The sequence below is a fragment of the Phytobacter massiliensis JC163 genome, assembly GCF_000321045.1.
Taxonomy (GTDB): Bacteria; Pseudomonadota; Gammaproteobacteria; order Enterobacterales; family Enterobacteriaceae; genus Phytobacter_A; species Phytobacter_A massiliensis.
In genome coordinates this window covers 785370-807935 of sequence record NZ_HE578945.1, presented here as the reverse complement: position 1 = coordinate 807935, position 22566 = coordinate 785370, and the positions used below count along the sequence as shown (strand labels likewise).

At 56.2% G+C, this 22566-nt stretch carries 24 protein-coding genes; 10 read left to right on the top strand and 14 right to left on the bottom strand.

Annotated elements, in window-relative coordinates:
• Positions 1–13 precede the first annotated feature (13 nt).
• Positions 14–697 (bottom strand): RNA chaperone ProQ, encoded by a 684-nt coding sequence (gene proQ / locus ENTHG_RS04090; RefSeq protein WP_044173766.1) that lies wholly within the window; start codon positions 695–697, stop codon positions 14–16.
• Positions 698–794: 97 nt separating this feature from the next.
• The gene (locus ENTHG_RS04085) at positions 795–1292 is read right to left on the bottom strand and encodes a GAF domain-containing protein (RefSeq protein ID WP_044173761.1); all 498 of its coding nucleotides are present in this window, start codon (positions 1290–1292) and stop codon (positions 795–797) included.
• A 133-nt stretch (positions 1293–1425) separates the two neighbouring features.
• On the opposite strand from ENTHG_RS04085, the gene yebS reads away from it, so the two are divergent.
• The 5 genes from yebS (at position 1426) to ENTHG_RS04060 (ending at position 7476) form a co-directional block, all read left to right on the top strand.
• Positions 1426–2709, top strand: coding sequence for a membrane integrity lipid transport subunit YebS (yebS, locus tag ENTHG_RS04080; RefSeq protein ID WP_044173759.1), 1284 nt, complete (start codon positions 1426–1428; stop codon positions 2707–2709).
• On the top strand, positions 2678–5311 hold the full coding sequence (locus ENTHG_RS04075; RefSeq protein WP_044173755.1) for a PqiB family protein: 2634 nt from the start codon (positions 2678–2680) through the stop codon (positions 5309–5311). Before yebS ends, ENTHG_RS04075 begins: the two co-directional genes overlap by 32 nt.
• Before the next feature lie 81 nt (positions 5312–5392).
• Positions 5393–6826, top strand: a complete 1434-nt coding sequence (gene rsmF, locus ENTHG_RS04070; protein WP_044173749.1) for a 16S rRNA (cytosine(1407)-C(5))-methyltransferase RsmF — start codon at positions 5393–5395, stop codon at positions 6824–6826.
• A 114-nt stretch (positions 6827–6940) separates the two neighbouring features.
• Positions 6941–7180: a YebV family protein gene (locus ENTHG_RS04065; RefSeq protein ID WP_044173744.1), complete on the top strand. Its 240-nt coding sequence runs from the start codon at positions 6941–6943 to the stop codon at positions 7178–7180.
• Between the two features lie 104 nt (positions 7181–7284).
• Positions 7285–7476: a YdfD/YebW family protein gene (locus tag ENTHG_RS04060; protein WP_044173738.1), complete on the top strand. Its 192-nt coding sequence runs from the start codon at positions 7285–7287 to the stop codon at positions 7474–7476.
• Here the strand turns inward: ENTHG_RS04060 and pphA are convergent, their stop codons facing one another.
• Positions 7477–8121 (bottom strand): protein-serine/threonine phosphatase, encoded by a 645-nt coding sequence (pphA, locus tag ENTHG_RS04055; RefSeq protein ID WP_044173735.1) that lies wholly within the window; start codon positions 8119–8121, stop codon positions 7477–7479. It lies immediately after the preceding gene.
• 369 nt (positions 8122–8490) lie between these two features.
• Between pphA and ymcF the strand changes: the two genes are divergently transcribed.
• Complete coding sequence (gene ymcF / locus ENTHG_RS26520) at positions 8491–8655, top strand: cold shock small protein YmcF (RefSeq protein ID WP_479681169.1); 165 nt, start codon at positions 8491–8493, stop codon at positions 8653–8655.
• Positions 8656–8721: 66 nt separating this feature from the next.
• On the opposite strand, the gene ENTHG_RS04050 is transcribed toward ymcF, so the two are convergent.
• From ENTHG_RS04050 to yobA, 4 genes are all read right to left on the bottom strand, one after another.
• The gene (locus tag ENTHG_RS04050; RefSeq protein WP_044173732.1) at positions 8722–8940 is read right to left on the bottom strand and encodes a hypothetical protein; all 219 of its coding nucleotides are present in this window, start codon (positions 8938–8940) and stop codon (positions 8722–8724) included.
• Between the two features lie 509 nt (positions 8941–9449).
• On the bottom strand, positions 9450–9791 hold the full coding sequence (locus ENTHG_RS04045; RefSeq protein WP_044173730.1) for a YebY family protein: 342 nt from the start codon (positions 9789–9791) through the stop codon (positions 9450–9452).
• Between the two features lie 17 nt (positions 9792–9808).
• On the bottom strand, positions 9809–10666 hold the full coding sequence (copD, locus tag ENTHG_RS04040; RefSeq protein WP_044173728.1) for a copper homeostasis membrane protein CopD: 858 nt from the start codon (positions 10664–10666) through the stop codon (positions 9809–9811).
• A gap of 1 nt (position 10667) precedes the next feature.
• Positions 10668–11042, bottom strand: a complete 375-nt coding sequence (gene yobA, locus ENTHG_RS04035) for a CopC domain-containing protein YobA (RefSeq protein WP_044173726.1) — start codon at positions 11040–11042, stop codon at positions 10668–10670.
• A 134-nt stretch (positions 11043–11176) separates the two neighbouring features.
• Between yobA and ENTHG_RS04030 the strand changes: the two genes are divergently transcribed.
• Both ENTHG_RS04030 and exoX read left to right on the top strand, forming a co-directional pair.
• Positions 11177–11407: a DNA polymerase III subunit theta gene (locus ENTHG_RS04030; protein ID WP_044173723.1), complete on the top strand. Its 231-nt coding sequence runs from the start codon at positions 11177–11179 to the stop codon at positions 11405–11407.
• Positions 11408–11418: 11 nt separating this feature from the next.
• On the top strand, positions 11419–12081 hold the full coding sequence (exoX, locus tag ENTHG_RS04025; RefSeq protein WP_044178962.1) for an exodeoxyribonuclease X: 663 nt from the start codon (positions 11419–11421) through the stop codon (positions 12079–12081).
• Here the strand turns inward: exoX and ptrB are convergent.
• From ptrB to ENTHG_RS04005, 4 genes are all read right to left on the bottom strand, one after another.
• Positions 12078–14138, bottom strand: coding sequence for an oligopeptidase B (ptrB, locus tag ENTHG_RS04020; protein ID WP_044173721.1), 2061 nt, complete (start codon positions 14136–14138; stop codon positions 12078–12080). The two genes, exoX and ptrB, sit on opposite strands and share 4 nt — an antisense overlap.
• A 77-nt stretch (positions 14139–14215) precedes the next feature.
• The gene (locus ENTHG_RS04015) at positions 14216–14875 is read right to left on the bottom strand and encodes a tellurite resistance TerB family protein (RefSeq protein WP_044173719.1); all 660 of its coding nucleotides are present in this window, start codon (positions 14873–14875) and stop codon (positions 14216–14218) included.
• A 94-nt stretch (positions 14876–14969) separates the two neighbouring features.
• Positions 14970–15326, bottom strand: coding sequence for a protein YebF (gene yebF / locus ENTHG_RS04010; protein ID WP_044173716.1), 357 nt, complete (start codon positions 15324–15326; stop codon positions 14970–14972).
• A gap of 64 nt (positions 15327–15390) precedes the next feature.
• Positions 15391–15726, bottom strand: a complete 336-nt coding sequence (locus tag ENTHG_RS04005) for a YebG family protein (RefSeq protein WP_044173715.1) — start codon at positions 15724–15726, stop codon at positions 15391–15393.
• A gap of 130 nt (positions 15727–15856) precedes the next feature.
• Here ENTHG_RS04005 and purT point away from each other — a divergent pair, with 130 nt between their 5' ends.
• The gene (gene purT, locus ENTHG_RS04000) at positions 15857–17035 is read left to right on the top strand and encodes a formate-dependent phosphoribosylglycinamide formyltransferase (RefSeq protein WP_044173713.1); all 1179 of its coding nucleotides are present in this window, start codon (positions 15857–15859) and stop codon (positions 17033–17035) included.
• Positions 17036–17126: 91 nt separating this feature from the next.
• Here purT and ENTHG_RS03995 read toward each other — a convergent pair whose 3' ends face one another.
• The 3 genes from ENTHG_RS03995 to zwf all read right to left on the bottom strand — a co-directional run bounded on the left by ENTHG_RS03995 (position 17127) and on the right by zwf (position 21327).
• Positions 17127–17768, bottom strand: a complete 642-nt coding sequence (locus ENTHG_RS03995) for a bifunctional 4-hydroxy-2-oxoglutarate aldolase/2-dehydro-3-deoxy-phosphogluconate aldolase (RefSeq protein ID WP_044173710.1) — start codon at positions 17766–17768, stop codon at positions 17127–17129.
• A gap of 37 nt (positions 17769–17805) precedes the next feature.
• Positions 17806–19617 carry a phosphogluconate dehydratase gene (gene edd / locus ENTHG_RS03990; RefSeq protein WP_044173708.1) on the bottom strand — a complete coding sequence of 604 codons (1812 nt, stop codon included), beginning with the start codon at positions 19615–19617 and terminating at the stop codon, positions 17806–17808.
• Positions 19618–19851: 234 nt separating this feature from the next.
• On the bottom strand, positions 19852–21327 hold the full coding sequence (gene zwf, locus ENTHG_RS03985) for a glucose-6-phosphate dehydrogenase (protein WP_044173705.1): 1476 nt from the start codon (positions 21325–21327) through the stop codon (positions 19852–19854).
• Between the two features lie 342 nt (positions 21328–21669).
• Here zwf and ENTHG_RS03980 point away from each other — a divergent pair, with 342 nt between their 5' ends.
• Positions 21670–22539 carry a MurR/RpiR family transcriptional regulator gene (locus ENTHG_RS03980; RefSeq protein WP_044173702.1) on the top strand — a complete coding sequence of 290 codons (870 nt, stop codon included), beginning with the start codon at positions 21670–21672 and terminating at the stop codon, positions 22537–22539.
• The last annotated feature ends 27 nt before the right edge of the window (positions 22540–22566 follow it).

Sequence of the window (22566 nt, the reverse complement as noted above, 5' to 3'; positions counted from 1 at the left end):
CCAGGCCTCCGTTTCAGAACATTAAATGTTCTGCGCGTACAATCATCGACATACCCGAAGTAAGCTGTACGCGAACGCCATCTTTCGTCACTTCCAGTACGGTGGCGTCCATCGCATTATTACCCGCTTTCACTTTGAGGTTCTGGCCCACGCTCAGTACAGATAAATCTGAAACTGGCGTATGACGTTCTTCTCGCGGCGCACGCTGGGGTTTCGCTGCAGGTTTTTCAGCACGCGGCTTACGCTCGCTCTCTTTACGGCGGGGAGCGGCAGGACGCGCTTTGCGCTCGCGGCGCGGCGTCTCTTCCTGATCGGCGGAGGCGGCAGCTTCACGTTTTTTCGCTTGCTGTTCAGCACGCTGCGCCTGCACGCGGGCTTTGGCTTCTTCAAGCTGCTTACGGGCGTGTTCTACATGCTGTTCATCCAGCACGCCGCACGGATTACCGTCGAGATCGACGCGGGTTGCGCCTGCTTTGATCCCATAAAGGTAACGCCAGCTCGAAGTGTAAAGACGTAAAGCGGAACGAAGCTGAGTTTTGCTGAGGCTCATCTCGCCCTCAACTCGCGCCACTAAATCCTGAAAAATGCCGATTTTCAGGGGGCGCGCTTCGCCTTCTGCACTGAAACAGTGAGGAAAGCGTTCGGCCAGAAAAGCGATAACTTCTTTACTGCTATTCAACTTAGGTTGATTTTCCATGAAATTTCCTGATTACAACGGACGTTGCCAACAAGCCGCAGGCATGAACAGGCGTCATTATAATGACGCTATCGGTAAATGCTACGTTATCCGTTGATTATCCTGCGACGGGCGCAAAGAATTTTTGATAATCGGTGTGCGCGAGAATGTTTTCCAGGCGGGAAACCAGTTCGCGCAGCCCCTCTTCATCCTCGATAGCAAAACGAGAGAACTCAACGCTATCAATGTCCAGGACACCAATAATCTGGCCGTTGACGGTAACGGGCAGCACAATCTCGGCGTTGCTGGCGGAGTCGCAGGCAATGTGGCCGGAGAACTGATGAACGTCTTCAACGCGCTGGATGCGGTTTTGCGCCACCGCCGTTCCGCAGACGCCACGCCCTACCGGGATGCGCACGCAGGCGATCTTGCCCTGGAATGGCCCCAGCACAAGGGTGTCGCCTTCAAGAAGATAGAAGCCCGCCCAGTTGACGCCGCTCAGGCGCTCAAAAAGCAGCGCGCTGGTGTTAGCGAGGGTGGCCAGGAAACTGGTTTCGCCTGCCATTAATGCCTGAAAATCACGGTTTAGGTCCGCGTAAAATTCTGTTTTGTTCATTATCCAATCACTTTGTGTCTTACTTCGCTCATGCAGCATAGCCTATTAAAATAAGCATTAAATGCATTGATGCTCAAGAAGTTCCCATCATGAGTTAATATAGAAGCATTCCTGATTTAATCACTTGCATGCAATGGCCCTGAAAAATCACACAATAACGCCCGATCACAAAATGGTCATTCGCGCTATCGGCGACCCTCTGCCTCGCGCACATTATCAGCGTTGCCCGCAATGCGATACGCTTTTCTCGCTGCCGGTGATGCGATCGCATCAGAGCGCCTTCTGCCCCTGCTGCGACGCGAAAATACGCGACGGCCGCGACTGGTCGCTGACGCGGCTGGCGGCAATGGCCGTGACGATGCTGCTGCTGATGCCCTTCGCCTGGAGCGAACCGCTGCTGCATCTCTACCTGCTCGGCACGCGGATCGACGCGGATCTGCTGCAGGGGATATGGCAAATGAATGCCCAGGGCGACCCGCTCACCGCCGCAATGGTGCTGTTTTGCACCGTCGGCGCGCCGCTGGTGCTGGTCGCCGCCATCGCTTATCTCTGGTTTGGCAATATTCTCGGCATGAACCTGCGCCCGGTTCTGCTGATGCTGGAGAAGCTCAAAGAGTGGGTGATGCTGGATATCTATCTGGTCGGCATTGGCGTTGCGTCGATTAAGGTGCAGGATTACGCCTACCTGCGCCCCGGCATTGGGCTTATCGCCTTTATCGCCCTGGTGGTGCTCAGCATCATGACGCTTATCCATTTGAACGTAGAGCAGCTCTGGGAGCGTTTTTACCCCCAGCGACCGGCCAGGCGGCGGGATGAGAACCTGCGCATTTGCCTGGGCTGCCACTTTACCGGCTTCCCGGATGCGCGCGGCCGCTGCCCCCGCTGCCATATTCCTTTGCGCAAGCGGCGGCGTCAGAGCGTGCAAAAGTGCTGGGCTGCGCTGATCGCTTCGCTGGTGTTCCTGTTCCCGGCCAACCTGCTGCCCATTTCGGTGGTCTATATCAACGGCGCGCGGCAGGAAGATACCATTATGTCGGGGATTATCTCCCTTGCCGACAGCAATATCGCGGTAGCGGCGGTGGTGTTTGTCGCCAGTATTCTGGTGCCGTTTACCAAAGTGATAGTGCTGTTTACACTGCTTATTAGTATCCACTTTAAATTCGAACAGGGGTTACGCACACGCATCCTGCTCTTGCGCTTTGTGACCTGGATTGGGCGCTGGTCAATGCTCGATCTTTTCGTCATCTCCCTGACGATGTCACTGATTAACCGCGACCAGTTACTCGCTTTTACTATGGGACCGGCTGCGTTTTATTTCGGCGCAGCGGTAATTTTGACTATTCTTGCTGTGGAATGGCTGGACAGCCGCTTACTTTGGGATGCACATGAGTCAGGAAAACCCCGCTTCGTCGACTGAAGCGCGTATAAAAACTAAACGTCGCATTTCGCCTTTCTGGATCTTACCGGTCATCGCCTTGCTGATTGCGGGCTGGCTGGTCTGGAGCAGCTACGAAGATCGCGGCAATACCATCACCATTGATTTTATGTCGGCGGACGGCATTGTCGCTGGCAGAACCCCGGTGCGTTACCAGGGGGTTGAAGTGGGAACGGTACAGGATATTCGGCTAAGCGAGGATCTTAAAAAAATTGAGGTCCGCGCCAGTATTAAATCGAATATGAAAGATGCGCTGCGCGAACAGACCCAGTTCTGGCTGGTAACGCCGAAAGCGTCGCTGGCGGGAATTTCCGGCCTTGATGCGCTGGTTGGCGGTAACTATATCGGCATGATGCCCGGTAAAGGTAAGCCGCAGGACCATTTCGCCGCGCTGGATACGCAGCCGAAATACCGTCTTAATAATGGCGACCTGATGATTCATTTGCACTCGCCGGATCTGGGCTCGCTTAACAGCGGCTCGCTGGTCTATTTCCGCAAAATCCCCGTTGGCCGCGTCTACGATTACGCCATCAATAACAACAAACAGGGCGTGACGATTGATGTCCTGATTGAGCGCCGGTTTACCAACCTGGTGAAAAAAGGCAGCCGCTTCTGGAACGTCTCCGGGGTGAAGGCCGATCTCGGCCTGAGCGGCGCCAAAGTCGAACTGGAAAGCCTGGCGGCGATGGTGAACGGCGCTATCGCTTTTGACTCGCCTGAAAACTCTGAGCCGGCGGCGCAGGAGGATGAGTTCGGGCTGTATGAGGACCTGGCCCACAGCCAGCGCGGCGTGCTGGTTAAGCTCGACCTGCCGGGCGGTGAAGGGCTTAAGGCGGGCTCTACGCCGCTGATGTATCAGGGGCTGGAAGTCGGCGAGCTAACCAAAATCAACCTTAACCCAGGCGGCGCGGTCACCGGCGAGATGACCGTCGACCCCGGCGTGGTGAATTTACTGCGTGACAACACCCGTATCGAAATGCGCAGCCCTAAGCTGTCGCTGAACAGCCCCAGCGTCAGTTCGCTGCTCACCGGCAGCACCCTTGAGCTGGTGCCCGGCGAAGGCAATCCACGTAACCACTTTGTGGTGCTGCCCGCCGACAAGACCCTGCTACAGGAGCCTGGCGTCGTTACTCTTACCCTTACCGCGCCGGAAAGCTACGGCATTGACGCCGGGCAGCCGCTGGTGCTGCACGGGGTACAGGTGGGCCAGGTGCTGGAGCGCAACCTGACCAATAAAGGGGTGAGCTTCGCTATCGCCATCGACCCGCAGTATCGCGATCTGGTGCACGGCGACAGTAAGTTTGTGGTGAACAGCCGTATTGACGTCAAAATGGGGCTTGATGGCGTGGAGTTTCTCGCTGCCAGCGCCGGTGAGTGGCTCAGCGGCGGGATCCGCATTCTTCCCGGCAGTAAGGGGGAGATGAAAAACAGCTATCCGCTCTTCGCCAACCTCGACAAAGCGCTGGAGAACAGCCTGGGCGACCTGCCGACCACCACGCTAACGCTGACCGCCGATACGCTGCCGGATGTGCAGGCGGGCTCGGTGGTGCTTTACCGCAAGTTTGAAGTGGGTGAAGTCATTACCGTGCGCCCACGGGCCAACGCCTTCGATATCGAAGTGCATATCAAGCCGGAATACCGTTCCCTGCTGACCAGCAATAGCGTGTTCTGGGCGGAAGGCGGCGCTAAAGTGCAGCTTAACGGTAGCGGCTTAACGGTTCAGGCCTCACCCCTGTCGCGGGCCATTAAAGGCGCCATCAGCTTCGATAACCTCAGCGGGGCTGGCGCCAGCGCGCGCAAAGGCGACAAGCGTATTCTTTACGCCTCAGAAACCGCCGCCCGCGCGGTGGGCAGCCAGATTACCCTCCACGCATGGGATGCCGGGAAGCTCGCCAGCGGAATGCCCATTCGCTATCTGGGTATCGATATCGGCCAGGTGTCAAACCTGAAACTGCTGACCGACCGTAACGAAGTGCAGGCGACCGCGGTGCTTTATCCGGAGTATGTCCGGACGTTCGCCCGCGCCGGCACCCGTTTCTCGGTGATTACGCCGCAAATTTCCGCGGCGGGGGTTGAGCATCTGGATACCATCCTGCAGCCCTATATCAACGTTGAGCCAGGGCATGGCGAAGCGCGCCGGGATTTTGAATTGCAGGAGACCACCATCACCGATTCACGCTATCTCGACGGTCTGAATCTGGTGGTTGAAGCGCCTGAGGCCGGTTCGCTGAATATCGGCACGCCGGTGCTGTTCCGCGGCATTGAGGTAGGCACCGTGACCGGGCTGATGCTGGGCACGCTGTCCGACCGCGTCATGGTCAGCCTGCGCATCAGCAAACGCTACCAGCACCTGGTGCGCAATAACTCCGTCTTCTGGCTGGCCTCCGGCTACTCGCTGGACTTTGGCCTGACGGGCGGCGTGGTGAAAACCGGCACCTTCAACCAGTTTATTCGCGGCGGCGTGGCGTTTGCGACACCACCGGGTATTCCACTGGCGCCGAAGGCGCAGCCAGGCAAGCACTTCCTGCTGCAGGAGAGCGAGCCTAAAGAGTGGCGTCAGTGGGGCACTGCCCTGCCTCGCTGATGGCCTTCCCCGCTCCGGCGTGCCCGCGCCGGAGCGATTATGTTACACTGCGCCCCTTCTGGCTCTCCTGTGGTGTAATCCGTGGCTCAAAACGCTTACCTTCCTGATGAATTTCTGGCGCAGATGCGCGACCTTTTGCCGGACGTCCGCGCGTTTGACGACTTCCTCGCCGCCTGCCAGCGTCCCCTGCGACGCAGCCTGCGCGTCAATACGCTGAAAATTTCCGTTGCCGATTTTTTAACGCTTGTCGCCCCTTATGACTGGCAGCTAACGCCGGTACCGTGGTGCGCCGAAGGGTTCTGGATTGAGCGGGACGACGATACGCTGCCGCTTGGCAGCACCGCTGAACATTTAAGCGGGCTGTTTTACATTCAGGAAGCCAGCTCTATGCTGCCCGTCAGCGCGCTGTTTGCCGCAGGCGAAACGCCGGAGCGGGTGATGGACGTGGCCGCCGCGCCCGGTTCAAAGACCACGCAGATTGCGGCAAAAATGGCAAACCGGGGGGCGATTCTCGCCAATGAGTACGCCGCCAGCCGGGTAAAAGTGCTGCATGCCAACATCAGCCGCTGCGGTATTGCTAACGTGGCGCTTACCCATTTCGACGGACGCGTATTCGGCGCGGCGCTGCCGGAACAGTTTGACGCGGTGTTGCTCGACGCCCCCTGCTCCGGAGAAGGCGTGGTGCGCAAAGATCCTGATGCGTTGAAAAACTGGTCCCATGCCAGCAACCTTGAAATCGCCGCCACCCAGCGTGAACTTATCGACAGCGCGTTTCACGCCCTGCGCCCCGGCGGTACGCTGGTCTACTCAACCTGTACCTTAAACCGCGAAGAGAACGAAGCGGTCTGCCACTGGTTGAAAGCGCGCTATCCTGACGCAGTCGCGTTCGACTCGCTGGCTGATCTTTTCCCCGGCGCGCCACAGGCCCTGACCCCGGACGGTTTTCTGCATATCTTCCCGCAGATTTATGACTGTGAAGGTTTCTTTGTTGCCCGCCTGCGTAAAACCGCCGCTGTCCCGCCGCTGCCCGCGCCGGGCTATAAGACGGGCAATTTCCCCTTCTCGCGCCTTAAAGCGAAAGAAGAGGCGCTGGTTAGCCAGGCGGCGTCCGCGGTGGGGCTGCGCTGGCATGACGAACTGCACCTCTGGCAGCGTGATAAAGAGGTGTGGCTTTTCCCGGCAGGTATAGAGGCGCTCATCGGAAAAGTCCGGTTCTCGCGCCTGGGCATTAAGCTTGCCGAAGCGCATAACAAAGGTTATCGCTGGCAGCATGAAGCGGTGATCGCCCTGGCCGGGGTTGATAATCCGCTGGCTTTTGCCCTGTCTCATCAGCAGGCGGAAGAGTGGTATCGCGGACGCGATATCTACCCGGAGGCCCTGCCCACGGGGGATGACGCCATTGTCACCTATCAGGGTCAGCCGCTGGGACTGGCGAAAAGAGTCGGCAGCCGCCTCAAGAACAGTTACCCCCGGGAACTGGTGCGCGACGGACGGCTATTCAGCGGCGAGGCGTGACGGCGTGCAAAAAATCCGCATTATCTGACTGGCAAATTGCTTTTTGTTGTACCAGGCTGAATAGTGGACGGCTGTACTGGTCGTACCACATATCAACCCTCAACGGAGAGCATTATGACGAAAACCAGCGTGCGCATTGGCGCATTCGAAATCGATGATGCCGAGTTGCAAGGAGACACTCAGGGGCAGCGAACGTTACGCATCCCCTGCAGCTCCGACCCGGATTTATGCATGCAACTTGATGCCTGGGACGCGGAAACCAGCATTCCGGCGATCCTTGACGGCGAACATTCAGTTTTATACCGCGAGCATTACGACAAGCAGTCTGATACCTGGATCATGCGCCTTGCCTGATCCGCTGGAAACCCGTCCGCCAGACGGGTTATTTACCCCGCCGGTTTCCCCTGTTGACATTCATCCCCTACACTTACGTTACGCTGTAAAAAATTGAGGATGGAATGTTCGCTCTGGTCTTATTTGTTTGCTACCTGGACGGTGGGTGTGATGACATCGTTGTGGATGTCTTTAACACCGAACAACAGTGTCTTAACGCTATGCATGTGCAACGCTTACGTCACGGCGGCTGTTACCCGGTCGAGGACTTTATTGATGGCTTCTGGCGTCCTGCTCAGGAGTACAGCGATTTTTAACTACTGCACGCGCGCCAGCGTGAGATTGCCGCTAAAGACCGCGCCAGTATCAATGTAGTGCAGGTTCCCCGTATCAATGCGCTGCTCCAGCGGCGTATGGCCGAACCAGAAATGGTCAGCGCCGGTAATGGCTTCACCTTTTCCGGCCAGCAGCGCATTCAGCCGCTCACGACGCCAGAGTACAGCCTCACGTTCGACCGCCTTCTGCCATTTATACTCCCGGGCCGGATAGTCCGCATGGGCGATGACGTGCTTTCCGCTCTCGCAGTGAAGCTCAATAATCCATGGCAATGCGTCGCAGGCGCGCAGCAGAGCGCGAGCTTCCTGCTGCGCATCCGCTGGCAGTTGAGTAAACCAGACGCCGCCGTTTAGCGTCCACAGGCTCATATCCCCGGCCTCAAGCGAGTCGATTGCCATCTGCTCATGGTTACCCCGCACCGCTTTAAACCAGCGACGGTTAAGTAACCGCAGGCACGGCAGACTCTCCGGCCCGCGGTCGATAATATCGCCCACGCTGATTAACAGGTCCTGATAAGGATTAAACCGGCAATCACGTAATGCCCTCATCAAACGCTGATGACAGCCATGAAGATCGCCCATTATCCAGATATGCCGCCAGTTATTACCGTCGATGCGCTGATACATGTTTCGCCTCATTTCTAAAGCCGCCGCCAGCGAATATATCCATAAAAAACCGCTTAACGCAGATAGTATTTATTAAAGCATATTTTCACTGCGCGTCAGCGCTGGCGCGAAAGCGATTAAAATTCGCTGCGTTAATTCTATACCTGGCAAAAGATAACGATCGGTTATCGTTTAACAGCAATAAAATAGACTTTATTTTCAGTGAATTAAAGTTAGCCCTTGTAAACTTAAGATAATTTCCAGCGGAAAATATGCTTACCTGAAAAATAACCGTAACAAGCGCGAAAAATGAAAGATATATCTTTCACACACCTTTATTCGTGCTAACGTGGTTTTTCCATTCAACGGCCCGGAGGGGCTATCCCAAACTTGAAATTCGTTTGCCCTGTCTGTAATGGAGGCCAGTTCTTTTTCACCCATTTCGGTCTGGACGGTAATTACCCGCACGGTGCGGTATGTTCAGTATGCGGTGCAAGATTGACGGCTAAAACGTGCATCCCCAAAAGGCGAAGATGGCCTAAGAAAGCGTCATGAAAAGAGGCCTCAACGGAGGCCTCTGAAATAAGGAAATGTTATCGCCAGCTATCAGGCGTGCGGCCGCTAGTAGAACTGGCGGATAGCCGCTTCGGTTTCACGCGCCGTGACCAGATCCGAAAATCTGGCAATAAGAACCTCCTTTCCATCCAGCGTCCAGGCTTCGATTGGCAGGTCAGGAAAGGAACGTTGATCGTTTTTGTAGCTGAGTTTGACGGACCCGTCATCCACTGAAACGTGATCAACTTTGCCACCGGGGAGTATTACCACAACATCTTTGCTCATGTCGCTATCCTCAGTTGTTTAAATTGCATACGACCTTACCACACACTTTCTGTCATCGTCTCTCGTTATGTTTACTGATTGTTACAGAGCAAGCGCAACCCCATACATAATGCGGCTCTCATCGCGATCGGGCGCAACAAACAAGCGAAAATAGGGGGTGATTCTGAGAAAGAATGTGGTATGGTTTAGCCGTATACAGGAAGTTTTTGGTATTTTCTGTACTGCTATAAAACCCTTTGGGAAACCAGAAGGTAAAAAAAGACCGAATACGATTCCTGTATTCGGTCCAGGGAAATGGCTCTTGGGAGAGAGCCGTGCGCTAAAAGTTGGCATTAATGCAGGCTAAGTCGCCTTGCACTTTAAGAATAGATGACGACGCCAGGTTTTCCAGTTTGCGGCGAAAGCAGGCTGTAAAATGGGGTTATCGTCACGCTCAGAAATGTTAAAACCGCAAGTCTTATCGAATAAGCTTGCGGTTTTATTATTTTAAAACAATGACTTTAGGAAGATCACTCACAAAGCTTTTGCGCTCGCGCAATAAACGGCTCAAGACTCATCTTTTCGCCAGGCCGTGCGGGGTCATCAATCTGAATAACTGTGATGGGCTGCGCAGTGGTTTTGCCGCTTTTTACCTGCTCCTGGGCGACATCGTTTAACGGATACTGCACCAGCGTACTGGGGTTAATGGCGTACAGCGCGTGGCCTGGACGGCACGTCAGCATCACCTCTTCCCGGTTGAATGCCCATTTGTCTTTGCCCACCTCGAATCGACTTACGGTAATGACCGAAGGCGCAGCCATCGCGCCCGCAGAACAGGCCAGTAACAGTATCGTCAGTATGCTTTTTCTCATCTTTCTCGCCCGATTTATCAGAAGGGTTCCCATGTTGCGAACTGGCTGACTAAAACCAGCACCGCAATACCCAGCGCCACCTCGGCCCAGGTTAGGGTAATAAAAAGGTCTCTTTGTCGCCCCAGACGCGGCACCAGAACATACCTGTTCACCAGCGCAATTGCCACCATTAACGCTACCAGCGCACATTTGGCAATAAGCCAGCAGCCGTAACCGGTCGCGGTCGACCATAACTGCCCCTGAATGAGCAGGGTATTGATAACGCCCGTCGCCAGCACGCCCGCCACCGCCAAATGGCCGTAGCGGGAAAAACGCATCATGGCATGAATGGCCTCGCTTTTATGGCGGCTGCGCGCCAGGCGCATACAGAACAGCACCGGCAGCAGACTGCCCAGCCAGGCGGCCGCAGAGAGTAAATGCAGGGCGTGGTTGCCCCGTTGGAGGGTGCCAGCCAGCCCTTCCCGCATCGCCGCGTGTCCTGTGCCAGCCAGCAGCAGCAACTGCGCGCCAGCCAGGATGGCAAGCCGCCCCTGCTGACGCGGATGCCAGTACGCAACAAGCAGCGTGGTGACTGCAAGCAGGAGTTGCCACAGCCACAGGTGGCCAAACTGGGTGCCTGCCACCGCCAGCCAGATTTGCGGCTGCCAGACATCCTGCCAGCCGTTGCCCATCATGCCGCCCTGAACGACGTACATCATCAGCGCCGACGCCAGCCCCAGCCACAGGCAGCCGCGCTGCATCACGCAAAACCGCCTTGTCATCAGGGGCGCTATCTGCCGTGGGGCGAGGCGGCTGATAAACAACGTACAGCCGAAAAGCAGCATCAGGGCCGCAAAATGGAGGCAACGCAGCCCGACATAGCCTGTTGCCAGCATCTTACTTCACGCTAAAACGGTAAGCGCCATGCGTTTTATGCCCGTCGACGGAGACCACATGCCAGTCAATGGCGTAGTCGCCGGGGGGTAATGGCTGCTCAAGCGGCACAATCATCTGCGTCTTGTCCTGCTCGTTACGCTTTACCGCGCCTGTTTTGATCTGTTGCTGCTGAGGGCCGGTTATCGTCACGCCGCTAAATTTCGGCTCGATACCTTCGGAGAAGTTAAGCGTAAGCGCCTGCGGCGCGGCCGTTACCTGCGCATCAGCGGCAGGATACTGGTGTTTCAAATGCGCATGGGCAAAAACGGCAGGAGCAGTAAAAAAAGCGGCAATAAGCGTCATCGCACGCAGTGCGGCAGGTGCAGTGAAGGCCATATTTCATTCCTTTTCGTTATAGATAATGCGTTGAGAATAACCCTGTATAATAGCTTCGTCGAGTATGATCGTCGGCGGGCTTGTCTTTCTGCGACAGGCTTAGTAACGTTGCGGCTTAGCTTTGGGAGATACACATGAACACAAATCTGGCTCGTCTTTCTCAGGAAGAGATGGACAAAGTGAACGTTGATCTGGCGGCTGCGGGCGTCGCTTTTAAAGAGCGCTACAACATGCCGGTGGTGGCCGAAATGGTCGAGCGGGAGCAACCGGAACATCTTCGCCAGTGGTTTCGTGAACGCCTTGTCGCCCATCGACTGGCATCGGTGAACCTTTCACGCTTACCTTATGAGCCTAAATCTAAATGAGCGACGAGACGATTTTACGGGTTATCGATACCGAAACCTGCGATCTGCAGGGCGGCATAGTCGAAATCGCCTCGGTGGATGTGGTGAACGGGCAGATAATTAACCCCATGAGTCATCTTGTCCGCCCTGATCGCCCTATCAGCCCGCAGGCGATGGCTATCCACCGTATCACAGAGGCGATGGTCGCGGACCAGCCGTGGATTGAAGAGATCATCGGGCACTATCAGGGCAGCCAGTGGTACGTTGCCCATAATGCCAGCTTTGACCGCCGCGTTCTGCCGGAGATGCCCGGCGAGTGGATCTGTACCATGAAGCTGGCGCGGCGGCTGTGGCCCGGCATTAAATACAGCAATATGGCGCTTTATAAGTCGCGTAAGCTGACGGTGCAGACGCCGCCGGGCTTACACCATCACCGCGCGCTCTACGACTGCTATATCACCGCAGCCTTGCTGATCGACATTATGAATACCTCTGGCTGGACGCCGGAGCAGATGGTCAATGTGACGGGTCGCCCTGCCCTGCTCACCACCTTCACCTTTGGTAAATACCGGGGCAAACCGGTGGCGGAGGTTGCCGAGCGCGATCCGGGCTACCTGCGCTGGCTGTTTAACAACCTCGACAGAATGAGCCCGGAACTGCGAATGACCCTTAAGCACTATCTGGATCAGAATTAATCCGCTTTCCTGCCCGGTAAGGTGCCCTGCGCCAGGCCGATCAGGAAGGCATACTCCAGCGCTACCCCTTCCCAGGATTTAAAGCGGCCCGATTTCCCCCCGTGGCCTGAATCCATGTCGGTACAAAGCAGTAGCAGGTTATCATCGGTTTTCATTTCGCGCAGTTTGGCAACCCATTTGGCGGGCTCCCAGTACTGTACCTGCGAATCATGCAGCCCGGTGGTCACCAGCATATGCGGATAATCATGCGCGGAGATATTGTCGTAGGGGCTATAGCTCTTGATATAGTGATAGTAGGTTTCATCCTGCGGATTCCCCCACTCCTCAAATTCCCCCGTGGTGAGCGGAATAGACTCATCCAGCATGGTGGTCAGCGCATCAACAAACGGCACCTGAGCGATAACGCCGTGGAACAGCGAAGGCCGTTCATTGATAACGGCCCCCATCAGCAGCCCGCCCGCGCTGCCGCCCATGCCGTAGCAGAACAGCGGCGAGCCATAGCCCTGAGCCAGCAGAGCGTCGGTTACATCGATGAAATCGTTAAAGGTGTTTTTCTTTTTCAGGAACTTACCGTCTTCATACCACTGCTGGCCCAGCTCACCGCCGCCACGAATATGGGCAATAGCGAAGACGAAGCCACGATCCAGCAGGCTAAGACGGCTGCTGCTGAAATCAGCATCAATGCTGGAGCCGTAGGAACCGTAACCGTAAACCAGCAGCGGGTTTTCTCCCTTGCGGAAATATTTGTGGTTGTAGACCAGTGATACCGGCACTTCTACTCCGTCGCGCGCCCTGACCCACAGGTGCTCGCTGCGATACAGGCTGGCATCGAAGCCGTTGACCTCGGCCTGTTTAAGCACCCGCCGCTCGCCGGTGTCCATATCCAGCTCAAAAAGCGTATCCGGCGTGGTCATTGACGAATAGCCGTAGCGCAGACGCGAGGTCTCCGGTTCGGGGTTATAAGCAAGCCAGGTAACATAGGCGGGATCGTCAAAGGCGATACCCGTTACCTCGCGCGTTTTGCGGTTGATCTGCCGCAGGCTGGTCAGCCCCCGCTGGCGCTCTTCCACTACCAGCCAGTCGGTAAAGAGGGTAAAGCCTTCCAGCATGATCTGATCCCGCGGCGGGATCAGCACTTCCCAGCGTTTTTCCGCGCGCACTTTGGTGCGATAGAGGCCAAAGTTCTTGCCGTCCCGATTCGAGCGCAGATAGAAGGTGTGCTGAAAGTGGTCGAGGCTGTATTCGTGATCTTTGCGACGGGGTAAAAAACAGAGCGGCTGCGCATCGGGCAGTTCCGCATCCAACAGCAGCACTTCGCTGGTGGTCGCGCTCGCCAGATGGATAATGATGTAATGTTGTGACGTGGTTTTACCCAGGCTGACGTAAAAGGTGTCATCGGCCTCTTCATACACCAGTTCGTCCTGACTTGCCGGGGTGCCTACGGTATGACGCCAGACCTGGTAGGGCAGCAGCGTGGTGGCGTGTTTACGCACATAGTAGAGCGTTTCGGAATCATTCACCCAGACGAAATCCGGCGAGACGTTGCTTAACATCTCCGGATACCAGTTTCCGGTTTCCAGATTCCTAAAGCGCAGGCCGTACTGACGGCGGGAGAGATAATCTTCCGCGAGCGCCATAAGCTTGTTATCAGGCGTCACGGCAAAGCCCCCCAGCGTATAGAATTCGCTGTGGGCGGCGCGTTTATTGGCGTCCAGCAGCACCTGCCACTCATCCCACTCTTCCGCCAGCACCGACTGGCGCTGGTAAATGGCATACTCACACCCCGGCTCATAGACATGACGGTAGCGGTAGCCGTTTTTGACGTAGGGAGCGGAGACTTCACGCGGCGGTATACGCGAAACGATTTCCTGGAGCAATCGCTCCTCCAGCGCCTGCTGAGAGGCCATTACCCGCCTGCCGTAGTCGTTCTCCTGGTTGAGGTACTCAAGCACCTCCGGCTGCGAGCGCGAATCGTCACGCAGCCAGTAATAGTTATCCAGTCGTGTATCGCCATGCACGGTCATGGCGTGGGGAATTCGTTTTGCTTTCGGCGGCATAGCTCTGTTCTTATCTGTTTTACACTCTATAAGGTTGGCAAAAGCCGCGCGTGATGCAAGCGAAACGTATTCTCAGGTCACTGCGGCAACGCCTGTTTTTGCGCTTGCAGGTCCGCCTGGATGCCGTCACGAACCTCCTGCGGAATTTTCAGCGCGTCGCCCAGCGCGCTCAGATAACTGCGCTCCATAAAGTGGTCGATATCGATGGCCGCGCAGCTGAGGAAGTAAACCTCCAGCGCCTCTTCTTCATTTTTGATATCCCGCGCCAGCCGCTGGGGATCCAGTGGTTGTTCAATGGCTTGCGCTATCAGCGCTCTGCCCTGGTTTTCGACGCCCGCCTCCCTGAGCTGTTGCTCAATGTGCGCACGTTCCTGGTCATCAATATGCCCGTCGCTTTTCGCGGCGAAAACCAGCGCCAGTATCAGCCGTTCGGTGCGTACATCCAACGGCGAGTTCTGCTGGCCGAAGTCAGGTTCCCCTTCGTGTGCCGCACGAATTTTATCTTTGTATTTATTCCACAGGACGGTGCCCGCTACCGCGCCACCGCCAACAAGCAGCGCGCTGGTACCGTATTTCGTCAGCAGTTTACGGGAGGATTTGCTGGAGACCAGCAGCCCGGCGAGGCCGCCTAACGCGCCAGGCACCAGCAGCTTGCCGAGACCCTGTTCGCCGCCAGAGGTAGTGGATTGCGCCTTTTGGCCAAGAAGTGATTGCAGTTGGTTTAACCAGTTTGACATGATGCCCCTCGCTATATGGCTTAAAAGGCTCAGCGTAAGCGAGGGGGTGTCAGGAAATGTCTAAATCAGCAAAAGTTGCGCAAAGGTAAATAAGTTACTGAGGCTGGTACTCTGCCTTGCCCGCCTTGCAGTCAAGGTGAACCAGGTAGTGAACGTCGGCGCTCTTGCCCCGGGCCGTTAGCGGCACCTGCCATTTGTCATCCTTGCCTTTAATATCTTTAAGGTTTATCCAGACAACCGGATCGGCCTGTCCCAGCTTTTTCTGATCGTCAGCCCAGCGCACGATGCGGTTTTGCTGATAATCGCGTTTGACGCTGGCCGCGATAGTTTCCGCGCTGCTGCCTTCACACGTCGGGAATTTTACCGTTTTGTGATCGACAGTCTCAGCCGCCGAAGCGGCCATCGCACTCGCCAGCACGACTGCGCCCAGTACCACCCCTGAAATTTTCATGCTTTTCTCCTGTGCATAAAGCCCATAGAAAGCATGGTACAAATTAGCGGCTGCGCAAGGCGGATCAGGCGGCGGAGCGTTTCGCTGCGCGCTTAATGCTCACTGCGTCTGCGCCAGCGCTGTCGGATTCATCGGTAGCAGGCTCGGAGGCAGGCGTATCGGCACCCGGCAGCTTGCCCGATTTAAGGATATGGCTGAGGACATCTTTTTGTTCAGCCACCCACATCGCCATCTGGTCGCGCTGTTCAGCTTCAAACGCTACGGGCGCATCGGCCAGCCAGGTTTCGAGCACCTCTGCCAGGTCGAGCATTTTATCGTAAGCGTCAGCTTCCTTTTTGCTGGCAAAAGACATTTTTTCCTCACCTTCGCGAATGACTACGTATTTAACTTCAACCGCCATGATGCAGCCCTCTATACTGTGTTTATGTACAGTATATTACCCCTGATCGCGTGAAAGCGCAAGACGGAAAAGACAGACGCAATCGTTTTCGTTATACTGCCGCCAATTTTTTTACGAAGGTCAAACGGCTATGACTCTATTAGGTACTGCGCTGCGTCCGGCAGCGACACGCGTCATGTTACTGGGTTCTGGCGAGCTTGGAAAAGAGGTGGCGATTGAATGCCAGCGTCTTGGCATTGAGGTGATTGCCGTAGACCGCTACCCAGACGCCCCCGCTATGCAGGTGGCGCACCGCGCCCATGTTATCAATATGCTGGATGGCGACGCCCTGCGGGCGCTGGTAGCCCAGGAGCAACCCCACTTTATCGTGCCGGAGATCGAAGCGATCGCCACCGATACGCTGATCGAGCTGGAAGCGCAGGGCCAGCGCGTCGTGCCCTGCGCCCGCGCGGCGAAGCTGACCATGAACCGGGAAGGTATTCGTCGCCTGGCGGCGGAAGAGCTGGCCCTGCCGACCTCGACCTACCGGTTTGCCGACAGCGAGGCCGGTTTTCGCCAGGCGGTAGAAGAGATTGGCCTGCCCTGTATCGTCAAGCCGGTGATGAGCTCTTCTGGCAAGGGACAGAGTTTTATCCGTAGCGCGGCGCAGTTGTCCAGCGCGTGGGAGTATGCGCAGCAGGGCGGCCGCGCAGGCGCAGGACGCGTTATCGTTGAAGGCGTCGTGAAGTTTGATTTCGAGATCACCCTCCTGACGGTAAGCGCGGTTGATGGCGTGCACTTCTGCGATCCGGTTGGTCATCGTCAGGAGGATGGCGATTATCGCGAATCATGGCAGCCGCAGGCCATGAGCCAGCAGGCGCTGGAGCGGGCGCAGGAGATTGCGCGCAAGGTGGTTCTGGCGCTGGGCGGGCACGGGCTGTTCGGCGTTGAGCTGTTTGTCTGCGGCGACGACGTTATCTTTAGCGAAGTTTCACCGCGCCCGCATGACACCGGTATGGTAACGCTTATTTCGCAGGATATGTCCGAGTTCGCTTTGCACGTTCGGGCATTTCTCGGGCTGCCTGTGGGACAGATCCGTCAGTATGGCCCGTCAGCGTCGGCGGTTATCCTGCCGGAACTGAAAAGCCAGAATGTGACGTTTGATAATCTGCAGCTGGCCGTGGGCGCAGGCATGCAGCTACGCTTGTTTGGCAAGCCGGAAATTGACGGCACGCGTCGGCTGGGGGTAGTACTGGCAACCGCCGCGACGGTTGAAGAGGCGGTTGAGCGGGCAAAAGCGGCGGCAGGTGCGGTGAAAGTCGCAGGCTAGTTGCGCCATCAGCCTGGCCGGCGCGAAATAAAAACCCCGGAAGCGTGACCGCCTGCCGGGGTTTGCCATCGCGCAGCTTGCGCTGTGGGAATTACTGTTTCGCGCCTTCTACCGCTTCGCGAGCCAGTTTAGTGATGCGGTCCCAGTCGCCTGCTTCCATCGCGTCTGCCGGCACCAGCCAGGAGCCGCCGATGCACAGTACGCTTTTCAGTGCCAGGTAGTCGCGGTAGTTGGCTGGAGAGATACCGCCGGTCGGGCAGAAACGAACCTGCGAGAACGGGCCGGCAATCGCCTGCAACGCTTTGGTGCCGCCGTTGGCCTCAGCCGGGAAGAATTTGAACTCTTTCAGGCCGAAATCCATGCCCAGCATCAGTTCGGAAACGGTGCTGATACCCGGAATCAACGGGATGGTGCCTTCGGTTGCCGCTTTCAGCAGCGGCTCGGTCAGGCCAGGGCTGATAGCAAACTGCGCGCCTGCTTCGGTCACTTCTTTTAACTGCTGCGCATTCAGCACGGTGCCCGCGCCGATAATGGCTTCCGGTACCTCTTTGGCGATGGCGCGAATCGCGTCCATTGCGCAAGCGGTACGCAGGGTGACTTCCAGCACGCGAACGCCGCCGGCGACCAGCGCTTTCGCCATCGGTACTGCGTGTTCCAGTTTGTTAATCACAATAACCGGCACAACCGGGCCAGTTTTCAGGATTGCTTCTGCACTCGTTTTCCAATTTTTCATCAGAGTTTTTCTCTCGCCTGAACTAAAAAACTTCGTCTTAAAAAGTGATACAGGTCGCACCCTGCTCCGCGCCGGAGAGTTTTTCCCGCAGCGCGCCAAACAGTTCGCGCCCCGTGCCAACGCGCGACGCACTTAAATCGGGGATATGCGGCTGACGTGAAGCCAGCTCGTTGTCATCCACCAGCAGCGTCAATTCGCCCGTCTGACCATTAACCCGAATAAGATCGCCGTCGCGGACTTTCGCCAGCAGGCCGCCATCATAAGCTTCGGGTGTCACGTGAATCGCTGAGGGCACTTTACCTGATGCGCCGGAGAGCCGTCCATCGGTAACCAGCGCAATTTTGAAACAGCGGTCCAATAATACACCAAGTGGTGGCATAAGTTTATGTAATTCTGGCATGCCGTTCGCTTTAGGTCCTTGATGGCGGACAACCACCACGCAATCTTTATCCAGCAGTCCGGCTTCGAAGGCAGGCAGCACGTCGTGCTGGCTTTCGAAAACCACCGCAGGCGCTTCGATCACCTGGTTTTCTGTTGGCACGGCGGAGGTTTTCATTACCGCGCGTCCCAGGTTGCCGCTCAGCACTTTGGTGCCGCCGTGATGGGAGAACGGTTTATCAATGGTCGCGATAATTGCGGCGTCCAGCGATGCGCTCGCCCCTTCACGCCAGTCAAGCTCGCCGTTATTGAGCCACGGCTCAAGGGTGTAGCGGGAAAGCCCAAACCCGGCCACGGTGTTGACATCTTCGTGCAGCAAACCGCCTTTCAGCAGTTCGCGCATCAGTACCGGCACCCCGCCTGCGGCCTGGAAGTGGTTGATATCGGCCGGGCCATTCGGGTAGAGACGCGCCAGCAGCGGCACGACGTCAGAAAGCTCAGAGAAATCATCCCAGTTAATGATGATACCCGCCGCCCGCGCCATCGCCACCAGATGCATGGTGTGGTTGGTGGAGCCGCCAGTCGCCAGCAGCGAGACGATGCCGTTGACGATGACCTTTTCATCAACCATTTTACCCACCGGCATCCATTCGCTGCCGTTGCCGGTCAGGCGCGTGACCTGACGCGCGGCGGCAGCGGTAAGCGCCTCGCGCAGCGGGGCGTCCGGCTGCACAAAAGAGGAGCCGGGAAGCTGCATCCCCATAAACTCCATCACCATCTGGTTGGTGTTAGCGGTGCCGTAGAAGGTGCAGGTGCCGGGGGCATGGTAAGAGGCCGCTTCAGACTCCAGCAGCGCCATCCGGTCTACCTTGCCTTCGGCATACAGCTGGCGGATGCGGACTTTTTCTTTATTCGCCAGGCCGCTGGCCATCGGGCCGGAAGGAACAAATACCGCAGGCAGATGACCAAACGAGAAGGCCGCCATAGCAAGCCCCGGAACAATCTTGTCGCACACGCCAAGGAACAGCGCGCCGTCAAACATATTATGCGACAGACCCACCGCCGCCGACATGGCGATCACTTCACGGCTGAGCAGGGAAAGTTCCATCCCATCCTGGCCCTGGGTAACGCCGTCGCACATCGCCGGAACCCCGCCTGCCACCTGCCCTACCGCATTCACTGAATGCAGCGCCTTGCGAATAATAGCGGGATAGGTTTCATAAGGCTGGTGGGCGGAGAGCATGTCGTTGTAGGAGGTGATAATGCCAATGTTGTTACGCAGCATGCTCTTTAAAGAGGCTTTATCTTCCGGCTGGCAGGCGGCAAAACCGTGAGCAAGGTTCCCGCAGGCGAGCGTCGAACGATGGACGGTGTTGCTCTTCGCCTGCTCGATGCGTTGCAGGTAGGCTGAGCGGGTTGCCTGAGAGCGTTCAATAATACGATTTGTTACCCGTAACAATACTGAGTTCATAAAAGCTCCTGAAATTTATCTGTCCGGGGCTGTGCAGGTCAGCGCAATTAATTTCTGCTGTTATACGGCAGGAAATGAGCTATACCACGCCCCAAAGGCAAAATCACTGGAGCCAGTGTAATAAAAAAAGCCCCGCTGGTGAATCCAGTCGGGGCCTGAAAGCATAAATATTAACCTGATTTCTGTGTTAGATCATGTTACCGGTAAACATGCGTAACATCACCGCAGGGGCGATCACTCAAATTCGTTCCAGGAGCGTCCGTCACGGGTAATCATCGCCACCGAGGCCACCGGCCCCCAGGTGCCAGCCTGGTAGGGTTTCGGCGAGTCGTTATCCATCGCCCAGGCTTCGGTAATGGAATCCACCCATTTCCACGCCTCTTCGACTTCATCACGACGCACGAACAGCGCCTGAATACCACGCATGGTTTCCAGCAGCAGACGTTCGTAGGCGTCGGCAAGATGCGTTTCATTGAAGGTTTCTGAGTAGCTCAGATCCAGTTTGGTGGTCTGCAGATTGTGCTTGTGATCCAGCCCCGGTACTTTGTTAAGGATCTGGATATCCACCCCTTCATCCGGCTGCAAACGAATGGTCAGCTTGTTCTGCGGCAGATCCGGCCAGGACTCTTTAAACAGGTTGAGTTCCGGGTTCTTGAAGTAGACCACCACCTCAGAGCATTTTGCCGGCAGGCGTTTGCCGGTGCGCAGGTAGAACGGCACGCCCGCCCAACGCCAGTTATCGATGTCCACGCGGATGGAGACAAAGGTTTCGGTGTTGCTGCTTTTGTTCGCGCCCTCTTCTTCGAGGTAGCCAGGCACTTTTTTGCCCTGGGCAAAACCGGCGGTGTACTGGCCGCGCACGGTTTTCTCACGCACGTTCGAGCGATCGATACGGCGCAGGGATTTCAGCACTTTCACTTTTTCGTCACGGATGCTGTCGGCGGTAAGATCCGACGGCGGCGCCATGGCGATCATGCAGAGGATTTGCAGCAGGTGGTTCTGGATCATATCCCGCATCTGCCCGGCCTGATCGAAGTAACCCCAGCGCCCCTCAATGCCCACCTCTTCCGCCACGGTGATCTCGACGTGGTCGATAGTGCGGTTGTCCCAGTTATTGACGAACAGCGAGTTGGCAAAACGCAGCGCCAGCAGGTTCAGCACCGTCTCTTTACCCAGATAGTGGTCGATACGATAGACCTGGCACTCTTCGAAATATTCGCCAACCTGGTTGTTGATATCACGGGAGGTAGCCAGCGATGTCCCCAGCGGTTTCTCCATGACAACCCGGGCCGGTTTCGCGTTGAGTTTCGCTTCGCCTAAGCCTTTGCAGATGGCGCCGAAGGTGCTGGGCGGCATAGCAAAATAGTTGATGGTAGTACGCGCTTTCTGGTCGAGCATGCTGCCAAGACGCTTAAACGCTTTGGTGTCGTTAACGTCGAGATTGCAAAAATCCAGGCGGCCGCTCAGCGTGTCCCATAAACTTTCATCAATTTTCTCTTTCATGAAAGTTTCCAGCGCTTCACGCACCACTTTGGTATAGGCTTCTTTATCCCAGTCCGCGCGCCCGACGCCCAGGATACGCGTGTCGGGATGGATCTGGCCCGCTTTTTCCAGTTGATACAGGGAAGGCAGCAGTTTCCGGCGCGCGAGGTCGCCTTTCGCGCCGAAAATGACCAGGTCACAGGCCTGGGCTGTTTGCGTTACCGCCATGTCATTCTCCTCAGTTAGCTTACCTGGTGCTTTTGCCAGGTTTTACTTGTAATTTTATTACACTGCACTGTACTGCTTTTACGTAAAACGCGATACCGCAAACGCTTAACCGCACGTGCCTTATTCCCTCTGCGGCGGAAAATCGCTTAACCGACGCTGAAAATCCAGGATATGTGCCTGATCTGGCAGGTGTAAAACCCGACGATGATCAAGTTATGAAAAAAACAACAACTTTCCCCGTAGTAATGACTTTTCTGAATCATGGGAAAGTATATTCTTGCTAAAACACACCACGATTTCACCTGCCGGTGGCATCGTTTAACCTGTGGGCATGTCGTTAAAATGAATATGCTGGAAAAAATCCAGTCACAACTGGAACACCTTAGCAAATCCGAACGTAAAGTGGCGGAAGTGATTCTGGCCTCGCCTGAGCAGGCCATTCATTCCAGTATTGCCGCTCTGGCCCAGCAGGCAGGCGTGAGCGAGCCAACCGTTAACCGCTTCTGCCGCAGCCTGGACACCCGTGGATTCCCCGATTTCAAACTGCATCTGGCGCAAAGTCTGGCAAACGGCACGCCGTATGTAAATCGTAATGTCGACGAAGATGATAGTGTTGAAGCCTATACCGGGAAAATTTTTGAGTCGGCGATGGCAAGCCTGGACCATGTTCGCCAGTCTCTGGATATGACGGCGGTTAACCGCGCGGTGGATCTGCTGACCCAGGCGAAAAAAATCGCCTTTTTCGGTCTGGGCTCCTCGGCGGCGGTTGCCCACGACGCGATGAATAAATTTTTCCGCTTCAATGTTCCCGTGGTCTATACCGACGACATTGTGCTGCAACGCATGAGCTGTATGAATTGTAGCGATGATGATGTCGTCGTCCTGATCTCCCACACCGGGCGCACGAAAAGCCTTGTGGAGCTGGCGCAGCTGGCGCGGGAGAACGACGCCATGGTTATCGCGCTGACCTCGGCCGACACCCCCCTCGCCCGTGAGGCGACGCTGGCGATAACCCTGGATGTGCCGGAAGATACCGACATTTATATGCCAATGGTGTCGCGGCTGGCGCAGCTGACGGTGATTGATGTACTGGCAACAGGCTTTACGCTGCGTCGGGGGGCAAAATTCAGGGATAACTTGAAGCGGGTCAAAGAAGCGCTGAAAGAATCGCGCTTTGATAAGGAGCTCCTTATCAGAAGCGATAAATACTAATAGTAATAACAAAGTTGTAACATCTTA

Coding starts and splice junctions, on each gene's coding strand:
- ENTHG_RS04060 (WP_044173738.1), top strand. CDS start 7,285: ATGTTCGCTCTGGTCTTATTTGTTTGCTACCTGGACGGTGGGTGTGAT.
- proQ (WP_044173766.1), bottom strand. CDS start 697: ATGGAAAATCAACCTAAGTTGAATAGCAGTAAAGAAGTTATCGCTTTT.
- edd (WP_044173708.1), bottom strand. CDS start 19,617: ATGAACTCAGTATTGTTACGGGTAACAAATCGTATTATTGAACGCTCT.
- ENTHG_RS04005 (WP_044173715.1), bottom strand. CDS start 15,726: ATGGCGGTTGAAGTTAAATACGTAGTCATTCGCGAAGGTGAGGAAAAA.
- purT (WP_044173713.1), top strand. CDS start 15,857: ATGACTCTATTAGGTACTGCGCTGCGTCCGGCAGCGACACGCGTCATG.
- yobA (WP_044173726.1), bottom strand. CDS start 11,042: ATGGCCTTCACTGCACCTGCCGCACTGCGTGCGATGACGCTTATTGCC.
- copD (WP_044173728.1), bottom strand. CDS start 10,666: ATGCTGGCAACAGGCTATGTCGGGCTGCGTTGCCTCCATTTTGCGGCC.
- ENTHG_RS04045 (WP_044173730.1), bottom strand. CDS start 9,791: ATGAGAAAAAGCATACTGACGATACTGTTACTGGCCTGTTCTGCGGGC.
- pphA (WP_044173735.1), bottom strand. CDS start 8,121: ATGTATCAGCGCATCGACGGTAATAACTGGCGGCATATCTGGATAATG.
- ENTHG_RS04085 (WP_044173761.1), bottom strand. CDS start 1,292: ATGAACAAAACAGAATTTTACGCGGACCTAAACCGTGATTTTCAGGCA.
- yebF (WP_044173716.1), bottom strand. CDS start 15,326: ATGAAAATTTCAGGGGTGGTACTGGGCGCAGTCGTGCTGGCGAGTGCG.
- ENTHG_RS04015 (WP_044173719.1), bottom strand. CDS start 14,875: ATGTCAAACTGGTTAAACCAACTGCAATCACTTCTTGGCCAAAAGGCG.
- ptrB (WP_044173721.1), bottom strand. CDS start 14,138: ATGCCGCCGAAAGCAAAACGAATTCCCCACGCCATGACCGTGCATGGC.
- ENTHG_RS04050 (WP_044173732.1), bottom strand. CDS start 8,940: ATGAGCAAAGATGTTGTGGTAATACTCCCCGGTGGCAAAGTTGATCAC.
- ENTHG_RS04030 (WP_044173723.1), top strand. CDS start 11,177: ATGAACACAAATCTGGCTCGTCTTTCTCAGGAAGAGATGGACAAAGTG.
- ENTHG_RS03995 (WP_044173710.1), bottom strand. CDS start 17,768: ATGAAAAATTGGAAAACGAGTGCAGAAGCAATCCTGAAAACTGGCCCG.
- ENTHG_RS03980 (WP_044173702.1), top strand. CDS start 21,670: ATGAATATGCTGGAAAAAATCCAGTCACAACTGGAACACCTTAGCAAA.
- ENTHG_RS04065 (WP_044173744.1), top strand. CDS start 6,941: ATGACGAAAACCAGCGTGCGCATTGGCGCATTCGAAATCGATGATGCC.
- zwf (WP_044173705.1), bottom strand. CDS start 21,327: ATGGCGGTAACGCAAACAGCCCAGGCCTGTGACCTGGTCATTTTCGGC.
- ENTHG_RS04075 (WP_044173755.1), top strand. CDS start 2,678: ATGAGTCAGGAAAACCCCGCTTCGTCGACTGAAGCGCGTATAAAAACT.
- yebS (WP_044173759.1), top strand. CDS start 1,426: ATGGCCCTGAAAAATCACACAATAACGCCCGATCACAAAATGGTCATT.